The organism is Alphaproteobacteria bacterium (assembly GCA_033762625.1).
Lineage (GTDB): Bacteria > Pseudomonadota > Alphaproteobacteria > UBA9219 > RGZA01 > RGZA01.
Genome location: JANRLI010000020.1, coordinates 1 through 25,342, shown reverse-complemented (window position 1 = coordinate 25,342; position 25,342 = coordinate 1). Strand labels below are relative to the sequence as shown.

The following is a 25,342-nucleotide window of genomic DNA, read 5'->3' as shown; positions in this document are numbered from 1 at the left end:
GATGCGGGAATTAAGCACCGCCCTTGAGCAATGCATCAAGCAATCGTTCGATAGCGGTGCGTTTAAACCATGCGATGAAGTCATACCCCACAACAGATCGCTTTCGTATGCCATAAAAGATAAGCGTACGCATATCGGTGAAAGCCCGTTAAAAAATCTGGCCTATGAAGTCATGGGCATTGATTTTTTTGTTCACACCTTTCGTAATTTTCCAAAGAAACATCATGGGCCGCTGCGCCCATTTGTCGATGACCATTTCAAAGCCTTGACCCACGCGTTTAATGCAGTATTAGGTGACAATACGGAATTGCCAAAAGCATGGTATGCAGCCGCGCTGGACAAGCCGTTATGCGGCCTTAGCATCGAGGCCCAAAGCATCTATGACAACATTATTTATGCCCTGCCCCGCTTTCCATTTCATCAAGGCTGGCTGGATAAAAAAGAATTGAAACGCAGTTTTGAATCCAAAATCAAACGCACTGACCAAATTGATGTTTTCAAACTGCGCGGTTTCCCAAAATCACCGTGGGATCAGGACGACATTATTGCATCTTATCTTTACGGCGTTTTGCATCCCGAAGTTTGGGCGGGATTATGGGCATGGCAATTCACAACATCCCAATTGTTTGCCGCGCTTTATGACACATCCGCGGATGTGAGTGACACCTATCCCAAAGACTGGCTCGCAACTTACCGGCAATATGCCGATATGATGAGCCGTGTGTGCGTAAAGGCATTATTTCCGATCTTCCTTTTGCCTGGTATGGCGACACTTGATTTATCCAACAAACCAGACGCCGCAGATATTAGCCGCGGACTTATCCATTCCATCTCATCAGGTGCATTTGGTTCAGTTGCGCGTGACGATGACGGCAAAACGCTTAAGCATGCCTGCCCGTTTAATGGAACAGGTGCACGGCTTTTAATGCTGGATATGGCGCCATATGCATCGGGTGGGGCGCGTTCGCTTGCGGCATTCTGTATTAAAATGCGCGATGATTCTGAAAGCCAGCCCATGCTTGTTGATTTGCGCGAGGAGTTACTGATGCACGCAGTTAATACCTGCAATCAAAGCACTATCAAGCGGTTCATCAAGACTGCCCGCGGCCAGCAATTTGCAGCTGCACTGGCCGGAATGGATGCCCCAACTACAACGCAAGCATTGCTTTCCCGTCTTGGTTAAACAATACTTTTTACATAATTCAAATATAGGAACCTTTTATGGATATTAATTTAATCGCAATGCTGCCTGAATGGATGAAAACCGACTGGATGGGCCATCCGGTATGGATGTGGATGAATTTTTTAATCACCATCGTATCTATACTGGCTTACGATTTAGGCTTATTCAGCAAAAAGAAAGATGGCCCGCCTTCGGTCAAGCGCAGCCTAATCAATACCCTCATCTATATTTCACTTGCCGTCTTGTTTGGCTGGGACACGTGGACGGATTTGGGTGCAAAGGCAGGGATGGAATTCTTCACCGGCTATGCCATGGAGTTGAGCCTTTCGATTGATAATATTTTTGTTATCTCGCTGATTTTTTCTTCTCTAGGAATACCTGCACAGTACCGTCACCGCGTATTGTTCTGGGGTATTCTTGGCGTGCTGATATTACGCGGCATTATGATCGGTGCTGGCGCCGCGCTGATTAGCCAATTTAGCTGGATATTGCTGATATTCGGCATCTTCTTGCTATTTACCGGCTTCAAAATGCTATTTGTTCAAAACGAACACAGTGAAATTGCAGATAATCCTGCGCTGAAATGGATGCAAAAGCATCTGCCCATTACCAAGGAATTGCATAAGGAGCGTTTTTTCGTGCGTCTGCCTAACCCGCAGAATCCGTCACGCAACATGACCTTTATCACGCCGCTTTTTGTTGCGTTGGTGCTTGTTGAAATTGCCGATCTGGTGTTTGCAGTGGATAGCGTGCCAGCAGTGTTCGCCGTAACCCAAGACCCATATATCGTTTATACAAGCAATATCTTTGCGATTATTGGCCTGCGTTCATTATTCTTCCTGCTTGAAGACATGGTGCATCGCTTTGAATACTTGTCCAAGGCGCTTGCATTTATTCTGATATTTATTGGCGGAAAGATTACGGCGGCTGAACTGCTACATTACCATATGCCAACGGAAATAAGCCTTTCAGTTGTACTTACGCTCATTTTCAGCGGGATTGCGATTTCGCTGCTTAAAACACGTAAAAAAGACAAAGCTTAAAAATCAGGAAGCGCCGCCAGAGATAATCTTGAATTGACGGCCCGTTGGCATATCGCCCAGTTCGTCGATTTCTTCTTCGGTCATCGCCTGGATTTGGGTGATTTGCTCTTCTAGCGCGGCAACCTTGGCAACCAGCTTTGGAAGTTCGCTTAATAAAGCAGTACGTTCATCAAACAGCTGGCTGTTTTGTTGTTGCTGGATGTGCAGATTGTTCTTGATGGTGTCAAGCGCAGCGCTGCTGCCGCTTTTAATTTGCGCCAATTCGGCTGATTGTTTTTCAAAATCTTGCTGCGCATAACGGAACTGGCTCAACACCATCGCCATCTTACCGGTAATGCTAGCCGCCGTTGTTGCCAGTGCGCGAATTTGTTCGGAAATCTTGGCATTTTTCTCTTCCGGAATGGGTGCGCCGAGATGGGCTTGCAGTTTTGCCAATTCAATGGTTACGTTTAATGCAACCACATTGCCATCGGTGGCAAGGCCTTGCATCCCGTGCATCAATTCACCAATCGAATCTACAAAGTGTTTGGTCTGGTCATTGATGTGACCAATGCGACCCAATGACATGGCAATTTTTTCGCCCTGATGTTGCAGTATTTCCACTTCGCTACGGTTGATTTCGACGCGTGGCGGTTGCTTGATATCGCTATCGGCATGGCGTTGCAACACCTGAATATCTTTCTTCAATTCTTCGCTGTCTTTATGAAGGCGGTTCAGGCGATTGATAAGCGCAAGGGTAGAAAGCGAACGTGCTTCAAGAATACGTTTGCGGGTTTCAGCCACTTCATCAGCCGAGGGTGCACGGGTGGAAGCCGCCTGTTCGGTTTCAATTTCCAGTTTACGGATTTTTTGAACGTATTTATGCAAAATAGTCGAACGTAACGTAACAATTATCGCCATGCCCAAGGTGGTAAGCCCAACCAGCAGCAAAATAATCATAATCGATTGCTGGCGAACAAACTGGAAATGTTCATCGCCGAAATGCTGACGCGAATTAATAAGGTCGTTCAAAGAGTTCTGAGCAGTTTTTAATGCTGGTTCCACTTCATCTTGTAAAATTCCACGCGCTTTGGTTGCGTTGCCATCTTCAACTGCTGTTTCCAAAGCTTTGTCGGTTGCAGCAAGGAAGCTGGTTATATTATAGCGAATGGCTTCGATCACTGTGCCAGCGGTTCCCGACGTGCTGAGCATGGCCAGATTGCCAAGATTTTGCGTAATATCTTCGCGGGTTTTGTTGGATTGACGCTCTTTAAGCATCATGCGGTTGAAATCCTGTTGCAGCAGAAAATCATAGGTGAGCATGGAAAAGGATGCGATTTCCTCTTTCAGATTAACTGCCAGAACCAATGAACGGTCATCTTTGGATTGGAATTGCACGGATAAATCCGTTATGCGCCACAAACCCCATACCGAGAAAATCGTCGATGCAACGCCCAATAATGCCAAAAACCACAACATTGCTACGGGCGTGATAGGCTTATGCTTTGGCTTTACTGCTTCTGCGGTTTGGACGATGTCTGGAACTTCTGAATTCATTTCAGGATTTAACTTATCATGGTCTGACATGGGTCTGGTCCTTAAATTTACTTCGGCGAAGGGTATAATCGAAGCGCCCTTCTACATCTGGGCTAAGGCGCTTCTATGGCAGTCTTATTCCGCGGCTTTGGCAGCCAATGCTTGCTGACGCAATGCCGCCTGCGCAGCAGCGAGGCGCGCAATCGGAACGCGGTACGGGGAGCATGAAACGTAATCAAGCCCTGCACCTTCGCAGAAGCCGATGGAGTCTGGATCGCCGCCATGTTCGCCGCAAATGCCAAGCTTCAAGCCAGCACGGGTACGCCGTCCTCGTTCAACGGCAATACGAATAAGTTCGCCGACACCCTGCTGGTCAAGCGATGCGAACGGGTCACGTTCCATAACGCCAAGACGTGCGTAATCAGGCAGGAAGTTTCCTGCATCATCACGGCTGATGCCAAGGGTGGTTTGGGTCAGATCGTTGGTACCGAAGCTGAAGAATTCAGCGGCTTCAGCAATCTGGCCAGCCATTAATGCTGCGCGTGGCAATTCAATCATGGTGCCGACAAGGTAGTTCACCTTCACACCGTATTTCTTTTGCGCTTTTTCAGCTTCGGCATCCACTACTTCCTTCAGAATTGTGAATTCCTTCTTGGAGAAAATCAGTGGCAACATTACTTCAGGCAATACGGTCTGACCTGCCTTTTGAACTTCGCAAGCGGCTTCGAAAATCGCGCGCGCCTGCATTTCATAGATTTCAGGGTATGTAATGCCAAGGCGGCAACCACGGTGACCTAACATGGGGTTGGATTCATGCAATTGTTGGGCGCGAACCTTGATTTTGGCCAAATCGGTCCCCGCTGCCTTTGCCACTTCTTCCATTTCGTTTTCAGACTTTGGAAGGAATTCGTGCAATGGCGGGTCTAGCAAACGAATGGTTACTGGTAACCCAGCCATGATGGTGAAGATTTCAACGAAATCCTTCTTCTGCATTGGCTCGATCTTTGCCAGCGCAGCTCTGCGGCCTGCTTCATCATCAGCAACAATCATTTCACGTACGGCGATGATGCGTTCCGCGTCAAAGAACATGTGTTCAGTGCGGCAAAGACCAATACCTTCCGCGCCGAACTTACGCGCAGTACGCGTATCAAGCGGAGTTTCAGCATTGGTGCGGATTTTCATGCGGCGGTACTTATCAGCCCAGCCCATGAGCGTAGCAAAATCTCCCGATAATTCAGGTTGAACAGTCGGCACTTGGCCAAGCATCAGCTCGCCTGTCGAGCCATCAATCGTCACAACGTCACCAGCTTTAATAACTGTCTTGCCGATGGTCATAATTTCTTTGCTGTAGTCGATATGAACAGTACCCGCGCCAGCAACACATGCGCGGCCCATACCACGGGCAACCACGGCTGCGTGACTGGTCATGCCGCCACGGCTCGTTAAAATACCCTTCGCGGCATGCATGCCATGAATGTCTTCTGGTGAGGTTTCAATACGGCACAAAATAACCGCCGCGCCCTTCGATGCAAGCTCTTCAGCCTTGTCAGCATTGAATACAACTTGGCCCGATGCCGCACCGGGTGATGCTGGCAACCCCTTTGCAACCACTTCGCGCTTCGCCTTGGGATCAAGTGTTGGATGAAGCAGCTGGTCAAGCGCCGATGGTTCAACGCGCTGAACGGCCGTTGCTTGGTCAATCAAACCTTCGGAAACCAGATCCACGGCAACCTTCAACGCCGCCTTTGCAGTGCGCTTTGCGTTGCGGGTTTGCAGCATGAACAGCACACCCTTTTCAACGGTGAATTCAATGTCCTGCATATCGCGGTAATGCTTTTCCAATTTTTCACATACCGCGATGAATTGCTTATAAACCGCTGGCATGACTTCTTCCATCGCGGGAAGGTCAGAACCGCTGGCTTGTTTTGCCTGAATAGTGATGGATTGCGGGGTACGAATACCGGCAACTACGTCTTCACCTTGTGCATTCACAAGATATTCGCCGTAGAAAATCTTTTCGCCGGTTGAAGGATTACGGGTAAATGCAACACCCGTTGCGCAATCTTGGCCCATATTACCGAACACCATGGACTGCACGTTAACAGCTGTGCCCCAATCCGCAGGGATGTTATGGAGCTTACGGTACGTAACAGCGCGCTGGTTCATCCAAGAATTGAACACGGCAGCAATCGCGCCCCAAAGCTGTTCCTGCGCATCTTGCGGGAATGGCTTACCGGTTTGCGCAGATACGACTTTTTTGTAGCCTTCAATAACCTGCTGCCAGTCAGCGGCAGTTAATTCCGTATCAAGCTTCACGCCGCGTTTGTGCTTTTGATCTTCAATCACTTCTTCAAAATGATGATATTCAACATTCAGTACAACGCCAGAATACATCTGAATGAAGCGGCGGTAGCTGTCATAGGCAAAGCGTTCATCACCGCTTTGTGCCTTCAACCCTTCAACCGTAATGTCGTTGAGGCCAAGGTTTAAAACAGTGTCCATCATGCCGGGCATGGATGCGCGCGCACCGGAACGAACGGAAACGAGTAGCGGGTTTTTCGCATCGCCGAATTTTTTGCCCATACGCTTTTCAATCAGCGCCAAGGATTCATCCGCTTGTGCTTTGAGTTCTGCGGGATACTTGCGACCGTTAGCGTAATAATGGACACATGCTTCGGTGGTAATCGTGAACCCCGGCGGCACTGGAAGCGCGAGATTGGTCATTTCAGCCAAATTTGCGCCCTTCCCGCCCAGAAGGTTTTTCATGTCTGCACGACCTTCTGCCTTGCCTTCACCGAAACTGTAAACCCATTTATTAGCCATAAAGTATCCCCTCAGGAGGTCTCATTAAACACATGGAATTAAGGAGGCATAAGGAGCACAAAATGCCCCCCAGAATCAATCTATTTCCGGAGTTTTCCACAGACGGAAATATGGGCTTACGGAGTGCCGTTTGTAAATTTCACCCCTAAATGAAATTAAATTGTTGAAAGTATTGCTAAATACTAATTTAACGCCATGGATTACCAGTTATTTTTAGAAATATTAGAAAAGACCAGACACCACAGGGATGACCAATTCCTTGAAATCGAAGTTCCCTATAACGGAACGATGGGGCTAATTCACCTCAAAAATGCTGAGTTATTGCTGGGTGATGATGATTTGATGTCCAAGGGTATTTTCAGTTTTGGCCGTGGCGGACAGCTGATTATCGGCCAAGGCTATACCACAGCCCAACAAGTTACGGACGCATTACAACACATCACCGATACCTTACGCACCCATAACCGGATTAAACCCATAACACTGGATAACCCGGTTGAATATGCGCGGATTGTCCGCGAGTGGGATGACAGGCCATGGAACGAAATCAAGGATCACACACCCGTGTGTGATAGCGCGACTTTGCAAGCCCTTGGGTTTCCCCGCTTCAATTGCCACTGCGTTGCATTGAAAGTTATTAATGGCCAAGTGCATATCGTATTCGGTGAACGCGGTGAAGGAACCTATGCTGGCGAATGGGACAACGCAATTGGCGGCAAAATGGAAGCCGAAAAAACCCGTGATGAAAATATGCAAAGCGAAACGGGACAGGAAACAAAGCTTAAAGTCACCATCGATGGAAAAATAAATAGCCCGCTTTATCTTGGCACCATTTATACCTTGCGCCAAAAAGACAAATCCATATTCAACCGTCACATATCTGTTTATTTATGGTTGATGAAGCCGGATGATATTCCACAGCCAAATGATGAAGTTATGCATTTTCATACTCTGCCATTTGATAGCTTCATGGATTATCTACGTGATCCAGCGCAAGCATCACGCTTTCCCTACTTTGTGCCGTTGGATGTGTTTTATGCTGTCGCCAAATATCTTAAAACCGAATATGAAAATGGCACGCTGAATGGGGATGGTATGCTGCTTAACGGCCAATCCATACGGCTATTAAATTTGGTTATTGATGAAGCCGAAAGCGCGCCAACCTTAATCGGCACAGGTCATGCAACGCTTGATTTCATCGATAGCGTTGGCGAGCGCCTCGCTAAAATTTCCAAGCCTGCTTATGGACGTTAAACCAGTTTCTCGGCCAAATACGCTTTGAGTTTATCCGCCGAAACACGTTCCTGCTGCGCGGTGTCACGGTGGCGAACAGTAACGGTATTATCCTTCAAGCTATCACCATCTACTGTGCAGCAGAATGGCGTGCCTGCTTCATCCATACGGGCGTAACGCTTGCCAATCGACTGCTTGGCATCGTATTGGCAGGTAAAACTTTGGCGCAAATCCATATACAGCTTTTCAGCCATTTCCGGCATACCATCCTTGTTCACCAAGGGGAAGATACCTGCCTTTACTGGCGCAAGGCTTGGCTTAATGCGCAGCCATTCAGGTGATGCGCGCGACGCATCATATTCATAGGCGTCGCACAGTACAGCCAATACCCCGCGCGTTAATCCGCTGGCAGGTTCAATCACGTGCGGCAGGTACTTTTTGTTATTTTCCTGATCAAAGTAATCGAGGTTGGTTTTGGAATGTTGCGAATGCTGCGTTAAATCGAAATTGCCGCGATGCGCGATACCTTCCAGCTCGCCGAATTTTGGTTCAGAGAACGGATATTTATATTCAACGTCAGCGCAGGCAGTAGAATAATGAGATAATTCATCGCTCGCATGTTCGCGGCGTTGCAGCTTAGCTTTGGTAAGCCCAATACGTTCTTCCCACCATTTCAGGCGGGTTTGCACCCAGAAATCATACCATGTGCGGGATTCTTCAGGCGGGCAGAAGAATTCCATTTCCATTTGTTCGAATTCACGGGTTCTGAAAATGAAATTACGCGGCGTTACTTCGTTGCGGAATGCTTTTCCGATTTGCGCAATGCCAAACGGAACTTTCACGCGCGATGAATCCAGCACGTTTTTGTAATTCAGAAAAATACCCTGCGCAGTTTCAGGGCGGAGGTACGCTTTGCTATCTTCGTTTTGAAACACACCTGTGTAGGTTTCAAACATCAGGTTAAACTTGCGTAGCTCGGTTAATGTACCTGGGTTTTCCGCATCGGGGCCGATGACACTTTCGCGCTGCTTTTCCGTAAGCTCCGTTAGCGGGATGGCCTTTGAGATATCAAACGGCACAATATCGCCGCCACCTGCTTTTTGAACCAACTTCTTTGCTTTTTTTAGAAGGTTAGCTTCGGCTTCGTCTCCATCGAGCGTGCTTAGCCAGCCACCAAATGTTTTGGTTTGACCGCCTTTTTGATAAAGCACATCAAGGCAAATAACATGGTCAGCGCGGTAACGACCCTTGGTTTCGCGGCAATCCGTCATCAAGTCGGCAAAGCCCGCAACGTGGCCCGATGCCACCCATGTTTTAGGGTTTTGAATAATCGAGCTATCTAAACCAACAATCGAAAGCGGTTTACCATCAGGACCAATCGGCGGGCATTCGACCATATCGCGCCACCACGTATCGCGGATATTGTTTTTAAGCGCGATACCTAAAGGCCCAAAATCCCAGAAACCGTTCAAACCGCCATAAATTTCTGACGCCGGAAATACAAAGCCACGGCGCTTGGCAAGTGAGACAAGGTTTGCCATGCGCTGCGTTGCAGTAACGGGCGCGTTATTGGTTTCTTGGGGCTTTAAGGCTGGTTCTGACATGAAAACTTTCCAAATAGTAGGCGTGCAATTGCAATATGATGCACTGCAACCCAATAAAAGTGAAGTTTTTTTAATTAAGCCGCGAGCTTGGTGGCTTTTTTGGCCTTACGGATACGTGACGCCAGGCTGAACCACGCAAGTTTTGCTGCAGCCTTTGCAACAAAGCCTTGGGTATCAAGACCACAGGCTTTCAGCACCATTGATACCACGCGGTTCATATGATGGGCACGATATTTGCTGTAGGCACGCACGGTATATTCTTCGGTGAATTGTTGGCGGTTATATACAACGCCGCCATTGTCATTCGCCGCGCGGTTCTTCGACATACCTGTAAAGTTCGCGGAATAATATGCAAATGATAATTCATCATCTTCGGATTCTTGGATGCGTGATAACCCAATTTTCAAGCGTTGCATGGGTGAAAGTTTTTCAACTTCCAGATAACGCTTAAGATGGTTATAGAAGAATTTGTAATGGCGCAGTTCATCGCCGGCAATCGATTGACAGATGTATTTAAGAACAGGTTCATTCACGGCATCAGCCAATGCGGTGTAATAGGAACTGGTGCCGGTTTCAACGATGCAACGGGAAATGAGCTCCCCTGAGCGTGAACCACGGATGGATTCCTTCGCGGTCAGGTCAATACGGTAGCCCTTGACGAACGCTTTGAAGCTTTCTTTGAAGTTAAATGTCGGGTCAGCCATTTCAGCCCAACGGCCTAATGCTTCGCCATGCTGGATTTCTTCAACGGCCCATTGCTGGATATCTTTCAGGAATTCTTCATCTCCCGCAAAAATATTGGAAAGATAAGTTGCGTAATCATGCGCATTGTATTCAACCAATGCCGCCGCTTTCACAACTTTGAGGATTTCGGGACAAACGAGCGACGAATTGAAATGCGCCCATGGAACATCATCCAGCGACCAGTTCTTTCTAGCTTTTGGCGCTTCTTGTGAAGCGATAGGTGTATCAGCGAGATTCAAAAGGCACCTCTCGTATAATTGGGTTCGCTTTCTTACATTGGGCAGTGCAGCATTGTCAATTGGGGGTATTAATTTCTCTTGTAAAACAAGCGATTAAGTGTTCTGTTTTTGAATATCTGCTTGAGTCTTTTCGCATTCATCCTAACCCTGTTAACAGGCCCGCCACATTTCATGCGCATAGCCTTTCTTAATGTTTGGACCGCCACAAGTGCCGAGGAGCAGGCCGCGCAGGCTATCCGGCTTGCGGGGGAACGGATTGGCGTTGAGGTTGTTCCCTGCTTTAACAATGCGCAGGTTGAAAACGCAAAACCCGATTTTGTGATTGTAAATTCCAGAACTCAGGCAAAGCTGACAGGCTTTCCAACCTATGCGTGTTTGAATGAACCCAGCACGGTTTATTTCCGCGACCCGAAATTACTTCAATATCTTTACTCGTTTGATGGCTACACATCACTGTCCGATAGCCTTGCAGAATTTGCACAGCAGGCGATGGTTGGAATTGGCCGGCAAGAAGATGTCGGCACGTATTTCAGCACTGCGCTTAAACAATCAACCAGCCAAGATGATATTAAGGCTGCGCTAACCAGCGGCAATGCCAAGCTCCCCTATTTCGGGACGAATTGGGATGGCCGCCGCATCGATTTCTTCAAATCATTTGGCGCATGGGATAAGGGCGAAATATACGGGCCAACCACTAGCTGGGGGCATTATAATTTGCCATCATATAAAGGCTCTGTGCCATTTGATGGTAAAGCCGTGCAGGATGTTTACCGCAAAAACGGCATGGGATTAAACCTGCTGGGCGATCACCATTTGCAGGAAGATGTGATTTCCAATCGTGTGTTTGAAATCGCATCAGTTGGCGCAGTGATTATCAGCTGCCGCATGCCGTGGCTTGAAAAACATTTTGGCGACAGCATTTATTACTTTGAACAGGAACGCTCTAACAAACAACTGTTTGAACAGGTTCAGGCCATTCATGCCCATATCATGAAAAATCCGGCGGAGGCTTTGGAAAAAGCCGCGCGTTCACGCAAAATATTTGAAGAAAAATTCGCGCTGGAAGTATTGCTGAAAAAGACGGTGGATTTTCATAAGCAGCATCAAAGCAAAATTGCTGCACAGCTGCGTAATGCGCCATTGGTCAGCGTGATTATCAAAAGCGATGGCACGCGGCCACAGCAACTGGAACGGGCTATTAATTCGGTGGCAGCGCAAGAACATAAGCGCACGCAAATCATCCTAATTAAAACAAAACCCTTTGTTTTCAAGCACAAAGCCGCTGTTTTTCAAGTGGATGGCGGTAGTCTTTGGGATGGGCTGCGCTATGTAAAAGGCGATTATTTTGCGGTGCTACGCGAATGCGATGAATGGTTTCCGCAGCATTTGCGCCGCGCGCTGGAACTTTCCAAGCCAGATCATTTTGTGCATAGCGCATTAGTCACAGAGCACTTAACGCCCGCACCCGATACCGCGTGGATAAAAAATGACGAGATGCGCGGCGTAAGCCACCAACTGGATTTAAAAGAAAAAGATTTCATGACCTGCCTTGAACTTATCACACCATCGGGCTACCTCGCGCCGCGCAGCGTGATCGACGATGCGCTTTTAAAAACACCTCCGGCAGCAGGGGATGAAAAGGCGCTAATGATGGATGTGTTGGCCCGCGCAACACCCATTCAAAGCTTTGCAACAACGGTTCTAACCCGCGCCAGCGAACCCTATGCGGTAGAGCGCTTGAGCACGCTGGAACAAACAAAACTTATGCTGCGCTATTGGCGGGCCAATTCGCATACGGGCGTTCCAAACACGTTATGGGATAGCATTGTGGCAACAGGACATCGTGCCCGAGCCTTCCGCTATGAAACAGACCGGACAATTGAAGGCGACGTGATTACTGACCGCCTGCGCGATTGCCGTTTTGACCGCAAGCGCCTGAAGCCCATGCCCTTCCCCTATATGAAAGCCAATACGGTTTTCCAGCAGGGCTGCACACTTGATAACGAAACCACTCTCGCCGCCACCATTAATGCCAACGCGCAAAACAGCGGCGTTGCAGCCTATGTTGTGCTGGCGCAAGACAACACCCTGCCATCCGAATTTTTAGTTGTAATTGAAGCGGAGATTACCCAAGGGCAAATCGGCGTTCATCTTATCCAGAATGAAAACACACTGGAGCGTTATAGCATTGCCCGTGCCATGCCGGCAGGCAATACATACCTACTGGAATTGCCGGTGTATTATCGGCCTGAAATCGCGGGTATTGCCGTTGATTTACAGCCCGGTACCAAGGGCCGGATCAAATCCATAACCGCTTACCGCGAAGAATAATCAAATATCCCCATACACATGCGTTTCGGCTTTTGCGCCCGGATGCGTTACCGCACCCTTTTCCGCATCGCCAACTTGCTGTGCGTATTTCCACAATGCACCCGCTTGGAAATTATTGGTGCGTGGCTTCCATTCCTTGCGGCGCTTTGCCAATTCTTCGTCCGACAACTTCACATTCAAAATGCCTTTAATGGCATCCATTTCAATGATATCGCCATCCTTGATCAAGCCAATCGGCCCGCCCACAGCAGCTTCGGGGCCAACATGGCCTACGCAGAAGCCACGTGTTGCGCCAGAGAAGCGTCCATCGGTAATCAAAGCAACCTTATCGCCAACGCCTTGTCCATACAGCGCAGCAGTAGTGGAAAGCATTTCCGGCATGCCGGGGCCGCCACGTGGACCGACATAGCGGATAACGATAACTTCGCCTTCCTTATAGGTGCGGGCTTCAACCGCAGCAAAAGCATCTTCTTCGCAATCAAACACGCGGGCTGGTCCGGTGAACACTTGGTTCTTCATACCCGCCACCTTCACAATGGCGCCTTGCGGCGCAAGATTACCGCGCAGACCAACCACGCCGCCCGTTGGCGTAATGGGGTTCTTGGTGGTGCGAATAACGTCTTGGTCCGTACGAAATACAACGTCTTTGAGATTTTCAGCAATCGTTTTACCCGTTACTGTCATGCAATCGCCGTGCAGATAACCGCCATCCAGCAATGCCTTCATCAGCATTTGAACGCCGCCCGCTTCAAACATATCTTTGGCGACATATTTGCCGCCCGGTTTCATATCGGCAATATACGGCGTGCGTTTGAATACTTCGGCAACGGCATGCAAATCGAAATCAATACCGCATTCATGCGCAATCGCTGGCAAGTGAAGCGCCGCATTAGTTGAACCACCCGAAGCAGATGCGATGACCGCAGCATTTTCCAAAGCTTTGCGCGTTACAATATCGCGCGGGCGAATGTTTTTCTTAATTAGCTCCATGACAGCTTTACCCGATGCTGCCGCATATTCATCACGGGATTCATAGGGCGCTGGCGCGCCAGCAGACCCCGGTAATGCCAAACCGATTGCTTCGGAAACACAGGCCATAGTGTTTGCGGTAAATTGACCGCCACATGAACCCGCAGAGGGGCATGCAACGCATTCTAACTCATGCAGATCTTCATCACTCATTTTACCTGCGGCATGGGCGCCTACGGCTTCAAATACGTTTTGAACGGTTACGTCTTGCCCGCGGAATTTACCCGGCAAAATCGAACCGCCATACATGAACACGGATGGCACGTTCAAACGCACCATGGCCATCATCAAACCGGGTAACGATTTATCGCAGCCCGCCAACCCAACCATCGCGTCATAGCAATGTCCGCGCATCGTCAACTCGACCGAATCTGCAATCAGGTCACGGCTGGCTAAGGATGACTTCATCCCTTCATGACCCATCGCAATACCATCGGTCACGGTGATGGTGGTGAATTCGCGCGGCGTACCAAAACCTTCCTTCACGCCCTTTTTGACAGATTGTGCCTGACGTGACAGGGAGATATTGCATGGAGCAGCTTCATTCCAACAGGTTGCAACGCCAACAAAGGGTTGGTTGATTTCCTCCTCCGTCATGCCCATGGCGTAGTAGTATGAGCGATGCGGCGCACGTTCTGGCCCGACGCTGACATGACGGCTTGGCAATTTGCTTTTATCCCACTTCACCTGATAGTCTCCTTAGGATTCTTAATATAGGGTTCTTTTAATGGAAAACGACAGTAAACAGCAAGTCCTAGTCTTAGGCGGCGGTAGCCTTGTTGGAAATTACCTTTTGCCGTTATTGGCAGAACAAGGATATCGCGGCTACGTCGTAAGCCGCAAAAAGACTGATACAGGCCTTAATTTTGCATGGTTGCCCACCAATGAAGTGCAGGATGCTTCATGGCACTTGCATGACCGCGCAGTCATCATCAGCCTGTGGCCGATATGGTTACTTGGCCCTGTCATGCCACAATTTTTGGGTGCTTCCCAGTTAATCACCCTCAGCTCTACCAGTTTGTTTGGCAAATCCAAAAGTCTTGATAAGGAAGAAAAAGAACTGGTTAGAAAAATCAGTGCTGCCGAAGAAGTTGTACGCGTCAACAGTGAAACATTCCGTATTCCTTACACCATTTTGCGCCCTACTCTGATTTATGATTGCGTGAATGACCAAAACATTACCTTTATCGCACGCATGATTAAACGCTTTGGCTTCTTCATGGTATCGGGAGAAGCCATGGGCCTTCGCCAACCCATTCACGCGCAAGATGTTGCGCAAGCCGTAGTCAATAGCATCGGTAACAAAGCTGCATTTAATAAATCCATCAATGTTACCGGCGGCGAGACCATCACGTACTTTACGATGATACGCCGCGTGGCCGAAGCGCTGGGCCGGCCCATCCGAATTTTTTCATTCCCGACCTATTTCCTTAAAAACCTGTTGCGGGTGGTACGCATGATGGGATTAACGAACCTTAGCCCCAGTCTGTTTGAGCGTATGAACCAGGATTTGGCCTATGACGGCACGGATGCGTTATCTATTCTGAAACTGAATGCGCGCGATTTTAAGCCTGAATTTCCAAAGGATATGGACTAAGCAAGTTTCCTGCGAAGTACCATTAAATAATACCGCGCCCAAATTGCGATGTTCAAAAGCCAAAGCATCGGCGGGAATGTTGAACCTGAAAAATTCTTATGAAAATAGCGGACCATACTAATGGCCTTGTGCTTTTCAACCACTAAGGATGGCACATCACTGGTTGCGCCAATATGTTTTACCGATAATTGCGGCATGAAGAATATTTTTGCGCCTGCTTTTTTCAAATTGAAGCAAAAATCGACATCCTCCACATGCAGGAAATAGCCTTCATCCAGACCGCCAACCAGCCAGAAATCATCCTTTGGCAAAAACATCGCCGCACCGCTAATCGCAGGCACTTCTTCAATATCCTTGGGCAGGGTTGCTTCATGCCATTTCCAGCGGCGAAAGACTTGGCTTTTAGGAAATAATTTATAAAGCATGAGCGCTTCTACGGTTGCTCGCCAAGGGGTGAGTACATCGCGGCGGCTTCCGCTTTGTTCCTTACCATCGGCATCCAAAATACGCGGGCCAATCAAATGTGGGCGTGGCAGGTTTTGCGATTGTGCCATCAATGTATCCAAATCGCCTGCCTGCAAAACCGAGTCAGGATTGAGAAGGAATATGTAATCACCCGTTGCAACTTTTGCGCCAAGGTTATTGCCTTTGGCAAAGCCGACATTGCCCTGACCGCTTACAAATTTCAGGCGCGGATTTTGCGCCGCCATACTTTCCAGCTTTTGGACCACATCTGCGGGATTCCCATTATTGACGATAACCAGTTCGGCAAGCCCGTCTTGCGCCAGAACAGATGCAATCATGTCGAACAGCACTGCGCCGGTGTGGTACGAAACCGTTATAACGCTTGTTTTTGTTGAATTACTCATGCGCAAAGGCCTAACCCGCTATGCATAGGCTGTCAATTGAGTTTCATGGATGCCCTGTGTAATATCAGCGCCATGTTTATCATACCGCTGATCATTATTTTAACGGCCGTCATTTCATGGTTTATATGCGGCATGGTGCGTAACCGTTTACTGGCAGCATCTATTCTTGATAACCCAAATGAACGAAGCATGCACACCGCGCCCGTACCACGCGGTGGCGGAATTGCGCTGTGGCTAACTGTATTACCGGTTTGGATTATTTATGAAATATATTCTGGCCAATTTGCCGAACATCTTTTTCTGTTATTAGCCGTCGCAGGGCTGATTATCGTTTCATGGCTGGATGATAAAAAATCATTGCCCGCACGTGAACGCTTCATGGTGCACTTGCTTGCCGTTGGATTGGGGCTTGCGTCCCTTCCGGTTACCGATCTGGTGTTTCAGGGCGCACTGCCTTTGTGGTTGGACCGCGTGGTTGCTGGTTTTGCTTGGCTATGGTTTGTTAATCTTACGAACTTCATGGATGGGATTGATGGCATTACGGGTGCCCAAACCATGCATGTAAGTATCGGTTTTATTGTTGCTGGTTTGTTAGCCGGAAGCATTCCAGAAATCGGGTTCATTATCGCCAGTGCATTAACCGGTGCAGCAATTGGCTTTCTGATTTGGAATTGGCATCCCGCCAAATTATTTATGGGTGATGTGGGCAGCATTCCGCTTGGCTTTCTACTTGGCTATTTAATGATGCTGCTGGCAAGCCAAGGCTATTTGGGAATTGCCCTCGCTTTACCTCTTTATTATGCGTTTGATGCAAGCCTCACTCTTATCCGCCGCATTCTCAAAAAACAGAAATTTTGGCAAGCACACCGCGAGCATTATTACCAACAAGCTGCATTGGGCGCTGGCAGCCCCGTTCCAGTGGTAAGGGCAATTATCGCAACAAATGCTGGGCTTTTGGCGCTGTCCATCACCGCGCTCACCATTAATAGTTGGGTGCTTTTATTGGCCCCTTTGCTTGTCTTGGGGCTGTTGTGGTATCTAAAACGTCTTAGTATTTTAAACTCTGGCAATTTAAGCGAGTAATGGTATTGCCCCGTTTCAACCGCGTCATATTTTCATTTGTGCATGATGTATTCATGGCTGCATTTACATTTGCAGTGGCCATGTACCTGCGTCTTGGCGGCGGGCTGTTCGAAATTCCTGCGGAACCGTGGTTGCTTCAAATGCTGCTCTTCGTTTCCAGCAGCATATTTGCATTTGCGATTACCGGCGTTTACCGGGGCGTATGGCGTTACACATCTGTTCGGGATTTGGGAAATATCCTGCGCGCCGTGACATTTGCCGTTGCGATCTTTCTTCCTGTTTCATTCCTGCTCACCCGTCTGGATGGTATGCCACGTTCGGTTGCGGGTATTGTTTGGTTCGTACTCGTTGCGTTTATGAGCGGCTCGCGCCTGTTTGTGCGTTTGCTGCGCGAAGGACGCCTAGACCGTTTCTGGAATGCTAATCATCAAGACCGCACCAATGTGCTGGTGGTTGGCGCAAGCGATGAAGCAGTGCTGTTTATTCAAAGCGCAATTGCTGACCGCGCTTCCCCTTATCATGTCGTGGGTGTGCTCGATGAAAAGGGCACGCGCACCGGCCGTGAAATCCACTCGGTTTCCATTCTTGGCAATATGGCTGACCTCAAGCGCGTTGTGAATGATTTGAAGGCCAAGAACCTTGCCCCTGCCCGTTTGATTATCAGCAAGGTTGCTGGGCGCAGCCCAGGTTTTGAACAATTCCTTTCCGAAGCGCAGGCCCTCGGCCTCACGCTGTCGCGCCTTCCATCTATTACCGAGCTTCATGAAAACGCCGGCTCGCTTTCGAATGTCCGCCCGATTGCGCTGGAAGATTTACTGGGCCGCGCAGAAACCGTACTGGACAGGAACGCGATGACTACCTTTGTGCAACATAAACGCGCATTGGTCACAGGTTCTGGCGGCACCATAGGCAGCGAATTAAGCCGCCAAATCGCCGCATTAAAGCCCAGTGAATTGATATTGGTCGATAACAGCGAATTTAATTTATACGCAATTGAACTGGAACTGCGCGAGGCATTCCCAATGCTCAACATTCATGCGCAGATTGCGGATGTGCGCGATGCGCAACGCATCAACCAGATTTTCTCAACCTTTAAACCGAATATCGTATTTCATGCTGCTGCACTAAAGCATGTGCCCATGGCAGAAGCCAATGTGCGTGAAACATTACTGACCAACGTATTAGGCACCAAGAATGTTGCCGATGCGGCCGCACAATATAACAGCGATGTGATGGTGCTGATTTCAACCGATAAAGCCGTACGCCCAGCCAATGTGATGGGTGCAAGCAAACGTATCGCCGAACATTATTGTCAGGCCTTTGACCACGACAATTCCGGCAAGACACGTTTCCTGACTGTGCGATTTGGAAATGTGCTGGGCTCTACAGGTTCGGTTGTTCCGCGCTTTCAGGCGCAATTGGCAAAGGGCGGGCCCCTTACCGTTACGCACCCTGATATTACGCGCTATTTCATGACCGTGCGCGAAGCGGTCGAACTTGTATTACAGGCATCTGCACACGCGGCTACCGGCATTACGGAGCGCGGCAAAATCATGGTGCTCGATATGGGCAACCCCATGAAAATCGCCGATTTGGCAAAGCAGATGATACGCCTTGCCGGACTAAAACCCGATGAAGACATCAAAATTGTATATACCGGTTTGCGCCCAGGTGAAAAGTTGTACGAAGAATTATTTTCTGACAGCGAAAAGCTGACGCCGTCTGGCGCGGATGGTGTTCATCTGGCCGCGGCTGCGCCAAAACCATTTAATGATGTGAATAGCTTCATCACATCGCTCGCTACCAAAGCCCAAGATGCCACTACGGATGAGCATGTGTTGCGCAGCGCGATTGTCAATTTAGTGCCGGAATTTACAGGCGCGCAGTCTGAGCCGCAAAAGAAAACTGCGCATGGATAAAGAAGCACCCAATAAGGAAATAATGCCCCTTCTTGCCCGTATTGCGGAAGCGCTGGAGCGCATGAAGCCGCCCGCGCCGCAAGCCAAGCATATTCCCAAAGGTGATGCGTGTATCTGGCAAAGTGAAACGCAACAATTAGAAGCATTATCAAGCGTTTCGCGCGTGGACTTAAAGCTGATACAGGGTGTCGATTTACAAAAAGAAATCCTCTTGAACAATACGATGCAGTTCGCCAAGGGCTTGTCCGCTAATAATGCGTTGTTGTGGGGTGCGCGCGGTATGGGCAAAAGCTCTCTCATCAAAGCTATTCATGCAGATGTTTTAAAACACATTCCTAACTCTATCGCACTGATTGAAATTCACCGGGAGGATATTCCAACCCTGCCCGTGTTGCTGCGGTTGCTGCGCGGCGATAAACGCCGTTTTGTTTTATTCTGTGATGATTTGTCATTCTCTGAAAATGAAAGCAGCTATAAATCATTAAAAGCTGTGCTGGAGGGCGGACTTGAAGGCCGCCCCGATAACGTCATTATCTACGCAACATCAAACCGCCGCCATTTAATGCCGCGCGATATGATTGAGAATGAGCGTTCAACTGCTATTAATCCATACGAAGCCGTTGAAGAAAAAGTATCGCTGTCTGACCGTTTTGGCCTGTGGCTGGGCTTTCATCCCTGCGACCAGCAGACCTTTTTTGCGATTATTGATGGCTATGCCGATTGGCTTAAACTGCCGCAATCGCGCGAGGCGTTACACGCCGCAGCCATTGAATGGTCAGTCACACGCGGCGCGCGTTCCGGCCGCGTGGCTTGGCAATTTATTCAGGATGCTGCGGGTAAAGCCGGAATTAAGATTCCGCTATAACTATTTGTAGAGATATTTTGACGGATCCAGCGCTTCTTTATTGCGGCGGATTTCGAAATGCAGTTGCGGCGTATCAACCCCGCCGGTTGTTCCTACACTGCCCAATAAATCGCCCTTGGCCACCACAATATCCTGCTGCACAAACATGCGGTCTAAATGCGCATAAGTGGTCATAAGCCCTGTAGGGTGGCGCACCAAAACCACGTTGCCATAACCCGGGATATCGCTGCCTGCATAGGCAACGGTGCCGCCATCGGCTGCCACCACGGGGGTTCCGCGTGGCACAGCAATGTTTATACCATCATTATTTAGACCATTTGATTTAGGGCCAAAGGTTGAAATAATCGTGCCATTCACTGGCCAGATGAAATTCTTGGGCTCCACGCCCTTTTCAATGCGGCTATGCATGCCGCTATCATCTTGGGGTACTTCCACCTTCTTTGCTTCTGGTGCTTTCAATTGTGGCGGTACAACGGCAGCTTTGGGTTGCGGCAATGGCTCGCTGCCCTCCTCATTCGGGTCTTGTTTTACTTTGCCATGCTTATCACGTGGTACATATTTGCTCGCTGACACCTTCGGCGTTACCGGTTTTTCATCTGCTGTTTTCTGGGGTAATGTTTTTTCAGGTACAGCGACATTCACAGGTGTGCTTGGTCTCGGCATATTTGCCAAGTGATTATTTTTTCTGTCAAATACCATGGGCTGCAAATTCAATGCGCTGGTTGGTGTTCGCGCGGCATATTGCTGTGAGGGCGGCGCATCAAATTGCTGGTTGGCTGCATCCTGCAAGGCTGATTGTTGGCCATTTAAACGCGGCGCATAGGGCGTATCATCTGCCAATTCATCTGCACGCTGTGGTGTAATCGGGTCTGGCGCGACTTGGGTATAAGTGGTTCTTGGTTTACCGGAATGCTTTTTCTTGTATTCCTTCTCATTCTCGGCAGCAATGGGCCCCAATTCAACCGATGGCAGATCACTATCAGAAGCTGGCAGCCGCAGTGTGGTACCTGACGTCAACTGATACGGCGCTTGCAGACGATTTAAATCAATCAGCTCACGCATCGAAACCTTGTTACGCCGCGCAAAGCTATACAGCGTTTCGCCTTGCTGTACGCTGACTGTTCTTCCGGGTTTGATTGAAACCGATGATGACGGGGTTGTATTGCGCGGGCCACTCGCGCATGCCGACAAGCCGAGCAAGGCAATCATCAAGACATGTATAAAAGTGAGGCGAAGCATTTGGCCTTGCGGTTAAGCGGTGGAGATTTTACACAGTAATCTTTTCCACGCCGCCCATATAAGGTTTCAAGGCAGATGGAATCAAAACACTTCCATCATCTTGCTGGTAATTTTCAAGAACCGCAATCAGCGCCCGGCCCACAGCAACGCCCGAGCCATTTAGCGTATGTAAAAACTGCGTATTTTTATCACCCTTGGCGCGGAATCGTGCCTTCATACGGCGCGCTTGAAAATCACCGCAGTTGGAACAGGATGAAATTTCACGGTATGCATTTTGCCCGGGCAACCATGCTTCAATGTCATAGGTTTTCTTGGCAGAAAAACCCATATCGCCGGTGCATAGCAACACGGTACGGAATGGGATTTCCAGCTTCTTCAAAATCGTTTCCGCTGCATCGGTCATCCGCTCATGCTCGGCATTCGATTGTTCTGGCGTCGTGATGCTCACCAACTCAACTTTATAGAATTGATGCTGGCGGATCATGCCACGCGTATCGCGCCCTGCTGCGCCCGCTTCTGCGCGAAAACACGGTGTGCGTGCTACAAAACGATATGGCAACGCTTCAGCTTCCACAATGCTGTCATAGACAATGTTGGTGAGGGGCACTTCTGCGGTTGGAATAAGCCAGAGAGGCGGCGCAACCCTGATATCACCATCATTTGCCCAATTTTTTGCTACAGTCGTGGGAATTGAAGCGTAGCCTGCATAGGTTGAAAACTGATCATCTGAAAATTTAGGGAATTGCCCTGTACCAAACATCATTTCTGGACGTACCATCAACGGCGGAGAAATTTCGGTATAGCCAAAATCGCGTGTATGCACGTCCAGCATGAAATTGCCCAGCGCCCGTTCCAATTGCGCCAATTGCCCCTTTAAAATCGTGAAACGCGCGCCGGACATTTTCGCGGCATTATCAAAATCCATTAATTTAAGTTTTTCGCCAATGTCATAATGTTCCTTGGCAAAATTAACGCGGCGGGGCTCGCCCACTTTGCGCAGTTCCAGATTAGCTTTTTCATCTTTGCCATATGGCACATCATCTGCGGGCACATTTGGCAATGTGGAAAGCAACTTATCAATTTTTTCTGCTGCCACCAGCTCTTGATCTTCGAGTTCAGGAACAAGCGTTTTAAGCTTTGCAACTTCGTCGGTAAGAGCTGTAGCATCTTCGCCGCTGCGCTTCATATAGCCAATTTGCTTGGACAGTTCGTTACGCCTTGCCAGCATTTCCTGCAATTGCGTTTGAATGACGCGGCGCTCTGCGTCCAGTTTGATGACTTCGGCAGCTTGGTGCGGCAAATTGCGGCGTTCCAAACCGTTATCCAGAATTTTTGGATTATCGCGAATGAGTTTTATATCGTGCATTTTTAAACCTTAGCTATTTCACGGCTTTGCGCCGCCTTCTTTTTATCAATCATGCCTGCAATCACTATGGCTACTTCATAAAGCAGGCAAAGCGGTATGGCTAGGGAGAGCTGACTAATCACGTCTGGCGGCGTTAAAACCGCAGCAATGATAAAGTTAATCACAATGGCAAAACGGCGGAATTTCTTCAATTGCTCAGCCCCCAATATGCCCAGATGCACCAGCAGGATAAGCGCAAGCGGCAATTCGAAGGCAAAACCAAAAGCTAAAATCATTGACATCGCAAGGCTGAGATAGTCCCCCACCCGCGCTTCCAGTTGAATGGGTAGCCCCGCCGCGCCGCTGCTGTTTTCAAAGCTGAGGAAAAAATGCCATGCGGCTGGAAATACAAAATAATAGGCTGCCGCAGCGCCAGCATAAAACAAAAACGGCGTCAGAAATAAATAAGGACGTATAATGTTTTTTTCATTCGCATATAGTCCCGGCGCCATAAATCGCCAGATTTGAATTAGGATGAATGGCGCGGTAATAAAAAAACCCGCCCATACGGCAACGCCCATATAGGTAAAAAAGGCTTCCGTCAGGTTCGTATAAATCAGACGGCGCGGCATTTCAGCGCCCTGCGCTTTCATGGCATCAGCCAGCGGCGCAACCAGAAAACTGTAGATGTCTTGCGAAACGAAATAACAGGCGACAATGCCAATAAATAACGCTGCCGTGCACCACACCAAACGGTTGCGCAATTCAACCAGATGCGCCAGCAACGGCATTTCATCTTTCTTTTCGTTGCTTGGCTCTGGCGGCAAATCGGTCATGGTGCAGGCTTCGCTTTATCGTTGGCCGCCGCAATATGCGCTTCGTCTTCCTGCTGATCAGCATCCGGTTCAATCTTTTGCACTTCGGCCTTGGTAATATCGACGCCGTATTTTTCAAAAGCCTTTTTTTGAATATCGTCGGCTTCCTGCTGCATGGATGCCAAATCGACCTGATTGGGCAAATCATCCCAATGCTTTTGAAAATCATACATCATCAGCCGCGCTTTGCGTGACCACGCCCCCACCTGACGCATCAAGGGGGGAATATCTTTTGGCCCTATCGCAATTACCGCGACTGCGCCAATCAACAATAATTCTGGCCAGGCAAGTCCAAGCATAACAGTATCCGGATTATTTTATTTTTTATCGTCGGGAAGTTTTTTGTTTTCCCCGTCCTTGCCTTCAAGGCCTTCTTTAAAGCTGCGGATACCCTTGCCCAGATCACCCATTACATTGGGCAACTTACCTGCCCCAAAAACGATCAGGATAACCGCAAGAACAATCAGCAAATGCCAGAAGCTAAGACCCATAAAATTGCCTTTTCCTAATTAATCATCGCCATCAGCGTATTTGCCTTTATAGCTGACCAGTCTGTCAGCAATTTGATAGGCAGCATTACGTACGGCCTGCATCGTCATATCATTCAGATTGCCCCAATTACCCTCAAACCGTGCAAGGCCGGAGAATGTGCGTGGGCGTGAACCTGAACCTTCTGCACCACTAATATGGTCATCGCTGTCTGCGCGGAAAGTTTCAACGGCAAGAATAGCGCCGTCATTGCGTACCAACATGGTCGTGCCTTCGACCACCACGGTACGGGTACCGCCGCCAATCATACCTGCCAAAATCGGACCTTCTTCACGCGGTGATAAACGCATATGCGCATCAACCAACAAATAGGCATCTGCGCCGATACGGTGGGTGATTTCGCCGATTGCGCGGCGCATTGGTTGTGTTGCCCAGCGATTATCATCGCCGCCGCCCAAAACAGTCATAGATGGCGTTGACAAATTCGTACCGAATTCAAGCTGCGGGAATACGCGAGTGTTTGCACTGCTTACGATATCCTGCTGATCCTGATTAATGGTTGGTGTACGGTTAAGCGAAGGCATCAAATTATATTGGGATGGCGTATGCTCGTTTGATGTAAAGGTGCCGGCTGGCTTCTGCGTATGCACCATCGTCAGCTTCTTCATGTTATTCGCAAGGAATTTGAATTCCGCGCCGCTTTGCAGATTGGTTAGAATTTCAGGGCTATTGGCGATGTACAAATCTTCATAATCGGTTTCGCGAGTATACGCCACGCGGCTGACCGCAGGGTTTACAACATTAAAGCCTTTAAGCAGCAGGTATTCGAAAATTTCATTCTCGAACTTGGTCAGTGCGCGAACAACATGACCGCGTGCCAATGGCAACATTTCATGTGTTTCACTGGGGCGCGCGGTAACTGATGCAAGTGCGATGCTGCGCACAGCTGCCACTTCACGCGGCGATGTATCAAGCGTGATATTGCGGTATCCAGAACCACATGCAGTCAGACTTGCCAAAAAAACGATACTGAATATCACGAGTATCGGGCGAAGTTTTAAACGGTTAGACATGAGGTTCCTCATCAAATTTTTAACTGGGATTTAGGAAAACAAACTGAAAAGGCTTTAGAATCAAGGCGTGGCAAATCAAGGTGGTAATTAGCTATGGCATTCGCATGATGCACAGGCAAGAAAATTATGTATTTTTTACACGTTGATTTGCGCCGAAGCCCTTGATTCACTAACCTATTTACATCTTGTTAATAATTGAAGCCCATAGTTTATGATAAGGACGATTAGTTTTATTGGGCTATAT

Annotated in this window: 20 protein-coding genes; 8 read left to right on the top strand and 12 right to left on the bottom strand. The window is 48.7% G+C overall.

The window, feature by feature from the left end:
- The first annotated feature begins 1 nt into the window (after position 1).
- Both SFW65_09185 and SFW65_09180 read left to right on the top strand, forming a co-directional pair.
- A complete protein-coding gene (locus tag SFW65_09185; protein MDX1923287.1) occupies positions 2 to 1,183 on the top strand; it encodes a hypothetical protein in 1,182 nt (393 codons plus the stop codon).
- A gap of 38 nt (positions 1,184 to 1,221) precedes the next feature.
- Positions 1,222 to 2,226 carry a TerC family protein gene (locus tag SFW65_09180; protein MDX1923286.1) on the top strand — a complete coding sequence of 335 codons (1,005 nt, stop codon included), beginning with the start codon at positions 1,222 to 1,224 and terminating at the stop codon, positions 2,224 to 2,226.
- Between the two features lie 3 nt (positions 2,227 to 2,229).
- Here SFW65_09180 and SFW65_09175 read toward each other — a convergent pair whose 3' ends face one another.
- Both SFW65_09175 and ppdK read right to left on the bottom strand, forming a co-directional pair.
- Positions 2,230 to 3,792, bottom strand: coding sequence for an MCP four helix bundle domain-containing protein (locus tag SFW65_09175; protein ID MDX1923285.1), 1,563 nt, complete (start codon positions 3,790 to 3,792; stop codon positions 2,230 to 2,232).
- A gap of 84 nt (positions 3,793 to 3,876) precedes the next feature.
- A complete protein-coding gene (gene ppdK, locus SFW65_09170; protein MDX1923284.1) occupies positions 3,877 to 6,564 on the bottom strand; it encodes a pyruvate, phosphate dikinase in 2,688 nt (895 codons plus the stop codon).
- A gap of 195 nt (positions 6,565 to 6,759) precedes the next feature.
- Here ppdK and SFW65_09165 point away from each other — a divergent pair, with 195 nt between their 5' ends.
- Positions 6,760 to 7,818 (top strand): hypothetical protein, encoded by a 1,059-nt coding sequence (locus SFW65_09165; GenBank protein ID MDX1923283.1) that lies wholly within the window; start codon positions 6,760 to 6,762, stop codon positions 7,816 to 7,818.
- On the opposite strand, the gene SFW65_09160 is transcribed toward SFW65_09165, so the two are convergent.
- Positions 7,815 to 9,338: a glycine--tRNA ligase gene (locus tag SFW65_09160; protein ID MDX1923282.1), complete on the bottom strand. Its 1,524-nt coding sequence runs from the start codon at positions 9,336 to 9,338 to the stop codon at positions 7,815 to 7,817. The genes SFW65_09165 and SFW65_09160 overlap by 4 nt on opposite strands.
- 137 nt (positions 9,339 to 9,475) lie before the next feature.
- On the bottom strand, positions 9,476 to 10,384 hold the full coding sequence (locus SFW65_09155; GenBank protein ID MDX1923281.1) for an acyl-ACP desaturase: 909 nt from the start codon (positions 10,382 to 10,384) through the stop codon (positions 9,476 to 9,478).
- Positions 10,385 to 10,555: 171 nt separating this feature from the next.
- Between SFW65_09155 and SFW65_09150 the strand changes: the two genes are divergently transcribed.
- Positions 10,556 to 12,715, top strand: coding sequence for a hypothetical protein (locus SFW65_09150; protein ID MDX1923280.1), 2,160 nt, complete (start codon positions 10,556 to 10,558; stop codon positions 12,713 to 12,715).
- Here the strand turns inward: SFW65_09150 and ilvD are convergent, their stop codons facing one another.
- The gene (gene ilvD, locus SFW65_09145; GenBank protein MDX1923279.1) at positions 12,716 to 14,431 is read right to left on the bottom strand and encodes a dihydroxy-acid dehydratase; all 1,716 of its coding nucleotides are present in this window, start codon (positions 14,429 to 14,431) and stop codon (positions 12,716 to 12,718) included.
- Between the two features lie 40 nt (positions 14,432 to 14,471).
- Here ilvD and SFW65_09140 point away from each other — a divergent pair, with 40 nt between their 5' ends.
- Positions 14,472 to 15,341, top strand: a complete 870-nt coding sequence (locus tag SFW65_09140; protein MDX1923278.1) for an NAD-dependent dehydratase — start codon at positions 14,472 to 14,474, stop codon at positions 15,339 to 15,341.
- Here the strand turns inward: SFW65_09140 and SFW65_09135 are convergent.
- Positions 15,338 to 16,210, bottom strand: coding sequence for a glycosyltransferase family 2 protein (locus tag SFW65_09135; GenBank protein MDX1923277.1), 873 nt, complete (start codon positions 16,208 to 16,210; stop codon positions 15,338 to 15,340). The genes SFW65_09140 and SFW65_09135 overlap by 4 nt on opposite strands.
- Positions 16,211 to 16,255: 45 nt before the next feature.
- Between SFW65_09135 and SFW65_09130 the strand changes: the two genes are divergently transcribed.
- The 3 genes from SFW65_09130 to SFW65_09120 are packed head-to-tail and all read left to right on the top strand — an operon-like array spanning position 16,256 to position 20,077.
- Complete coding sequence (locus tag SFW65_09130; GenBank protein MDX1923276.1) at positions 16,256 to 17,293, top strand: glycosyltransferase family 4 protein; 1,038 nt, start codon at positions 16,256 to 16,258, stop codon at positions 17,291 to 17,293.
- Between the two features lie 53 nt (positions 17,294 to 17,346).
- On the top strand, positions 17,347 to 19,212 hold the full coding sequence (locus SFW65_09125) for a nucleoside-diphosphate sugar epimerase/dehydratase (protein ID MDX1923275.1): 1,866 nt from the start codon (positions 17,347 to 17,349) through the stop codon (positions 19,210 to 19,212).
- Positions 19,205 to 20,077, top strand: coding sequence for an ATP-binding protein (locus SFW65_09120; protein MDX1923274.1), 873 nt, complete (start codon positions 19,205 to 19,207; stop codon positions 20,075 to 20,077). The genes SFW65_09125 and SFW65_09120 overlap by 8 nt, the downstream gene beginning before the upstream one ends.
- Here the strand turns inward: SFW65_09120 and SFW65_09115 are convergent, their stop codons facing one another.
- The 6 genes from SFW65_09115 to SFW65_09090 are packed head-to-tail and all read right to left on the bottom strand — an operon-like array spanning position 20,078 to position 25,098.
- The gene (locus tag SFW65_09115; protein ID MDX1923273.1) at positions 20,078 to 21,316 is read right to left on the bottom strand and encodes a peptidoglycan DD-metalloendopeptidase family protein; all 1,239 of its coding nucleotides are present in this window, start codon (positions 21,314 to 21,316) and stop codon (positions 20,078 to 20,080) included.
- A gap of 28 nt (positions 21,317 to 21,344) precedes the next feature.
- Positions 21,345 to 22,682, bottom strand: coding sequence for a serine--tRNA ligase (serS, locus tag SFW65_09110; GenBank protein MDX1923272.1), 1,338 nt, complete (start codon positions 22,680 to 22,682; stop codon positions 21,345 to 21,347).
- Between the two features lie 2 nt (positions 22,683 to 22,684).
- Positions 22,685 to 23,497: a twin-arginine translocase subunit TatC gene (gene tatC / locus SFW65_09105; protein ID MDX1923271.1), complete on the bottom strand. Its 813-nt coding sequence runs from the start codon at positions 23,495 to 23,497 to the stop codon at positions 22,685 to 22,687.
- Complete coding sequence (locus SFW65_09100; protein MDX1923270.1) at positions 23,494 to 23,835, bottom strand: hypothetical protein; 342 nt, start codon at positions 23,833 to 23,835, stop codon at positions 23,494 to 23,496. Before SFW65_09100 ends, tatC begins: the two co-directional genes overlap by 4 nt.
- An 18-nt stretch (positions 23,836 to 23,853) precedes the next feature.
- Positions 23,854 to 24,027, bottom strand: coding sequence for a twin-arginine translocase TatA/TatE family subunit (gene tatA / locus SFW65_09095; protein ID MDX1923269.1), 174 nt, complete (start codon positions 24,025 to 24,027; stop codon positions 23,854 to 23,856).
- Between the two features lie 18 nt (positions 24,028 to 24,045).
- A complete protein-coding gene (locus tag SFW65_09090; protein ID MDX1923268.1) occupies positions 24,046 to 25,098 on the bottom strand; it encodes a hypothetical protein in 1,053 nt (350 codons plus the stop codon).
- Positions 25,099 to 25,342 lie beyond the last annotated feature (244 nt).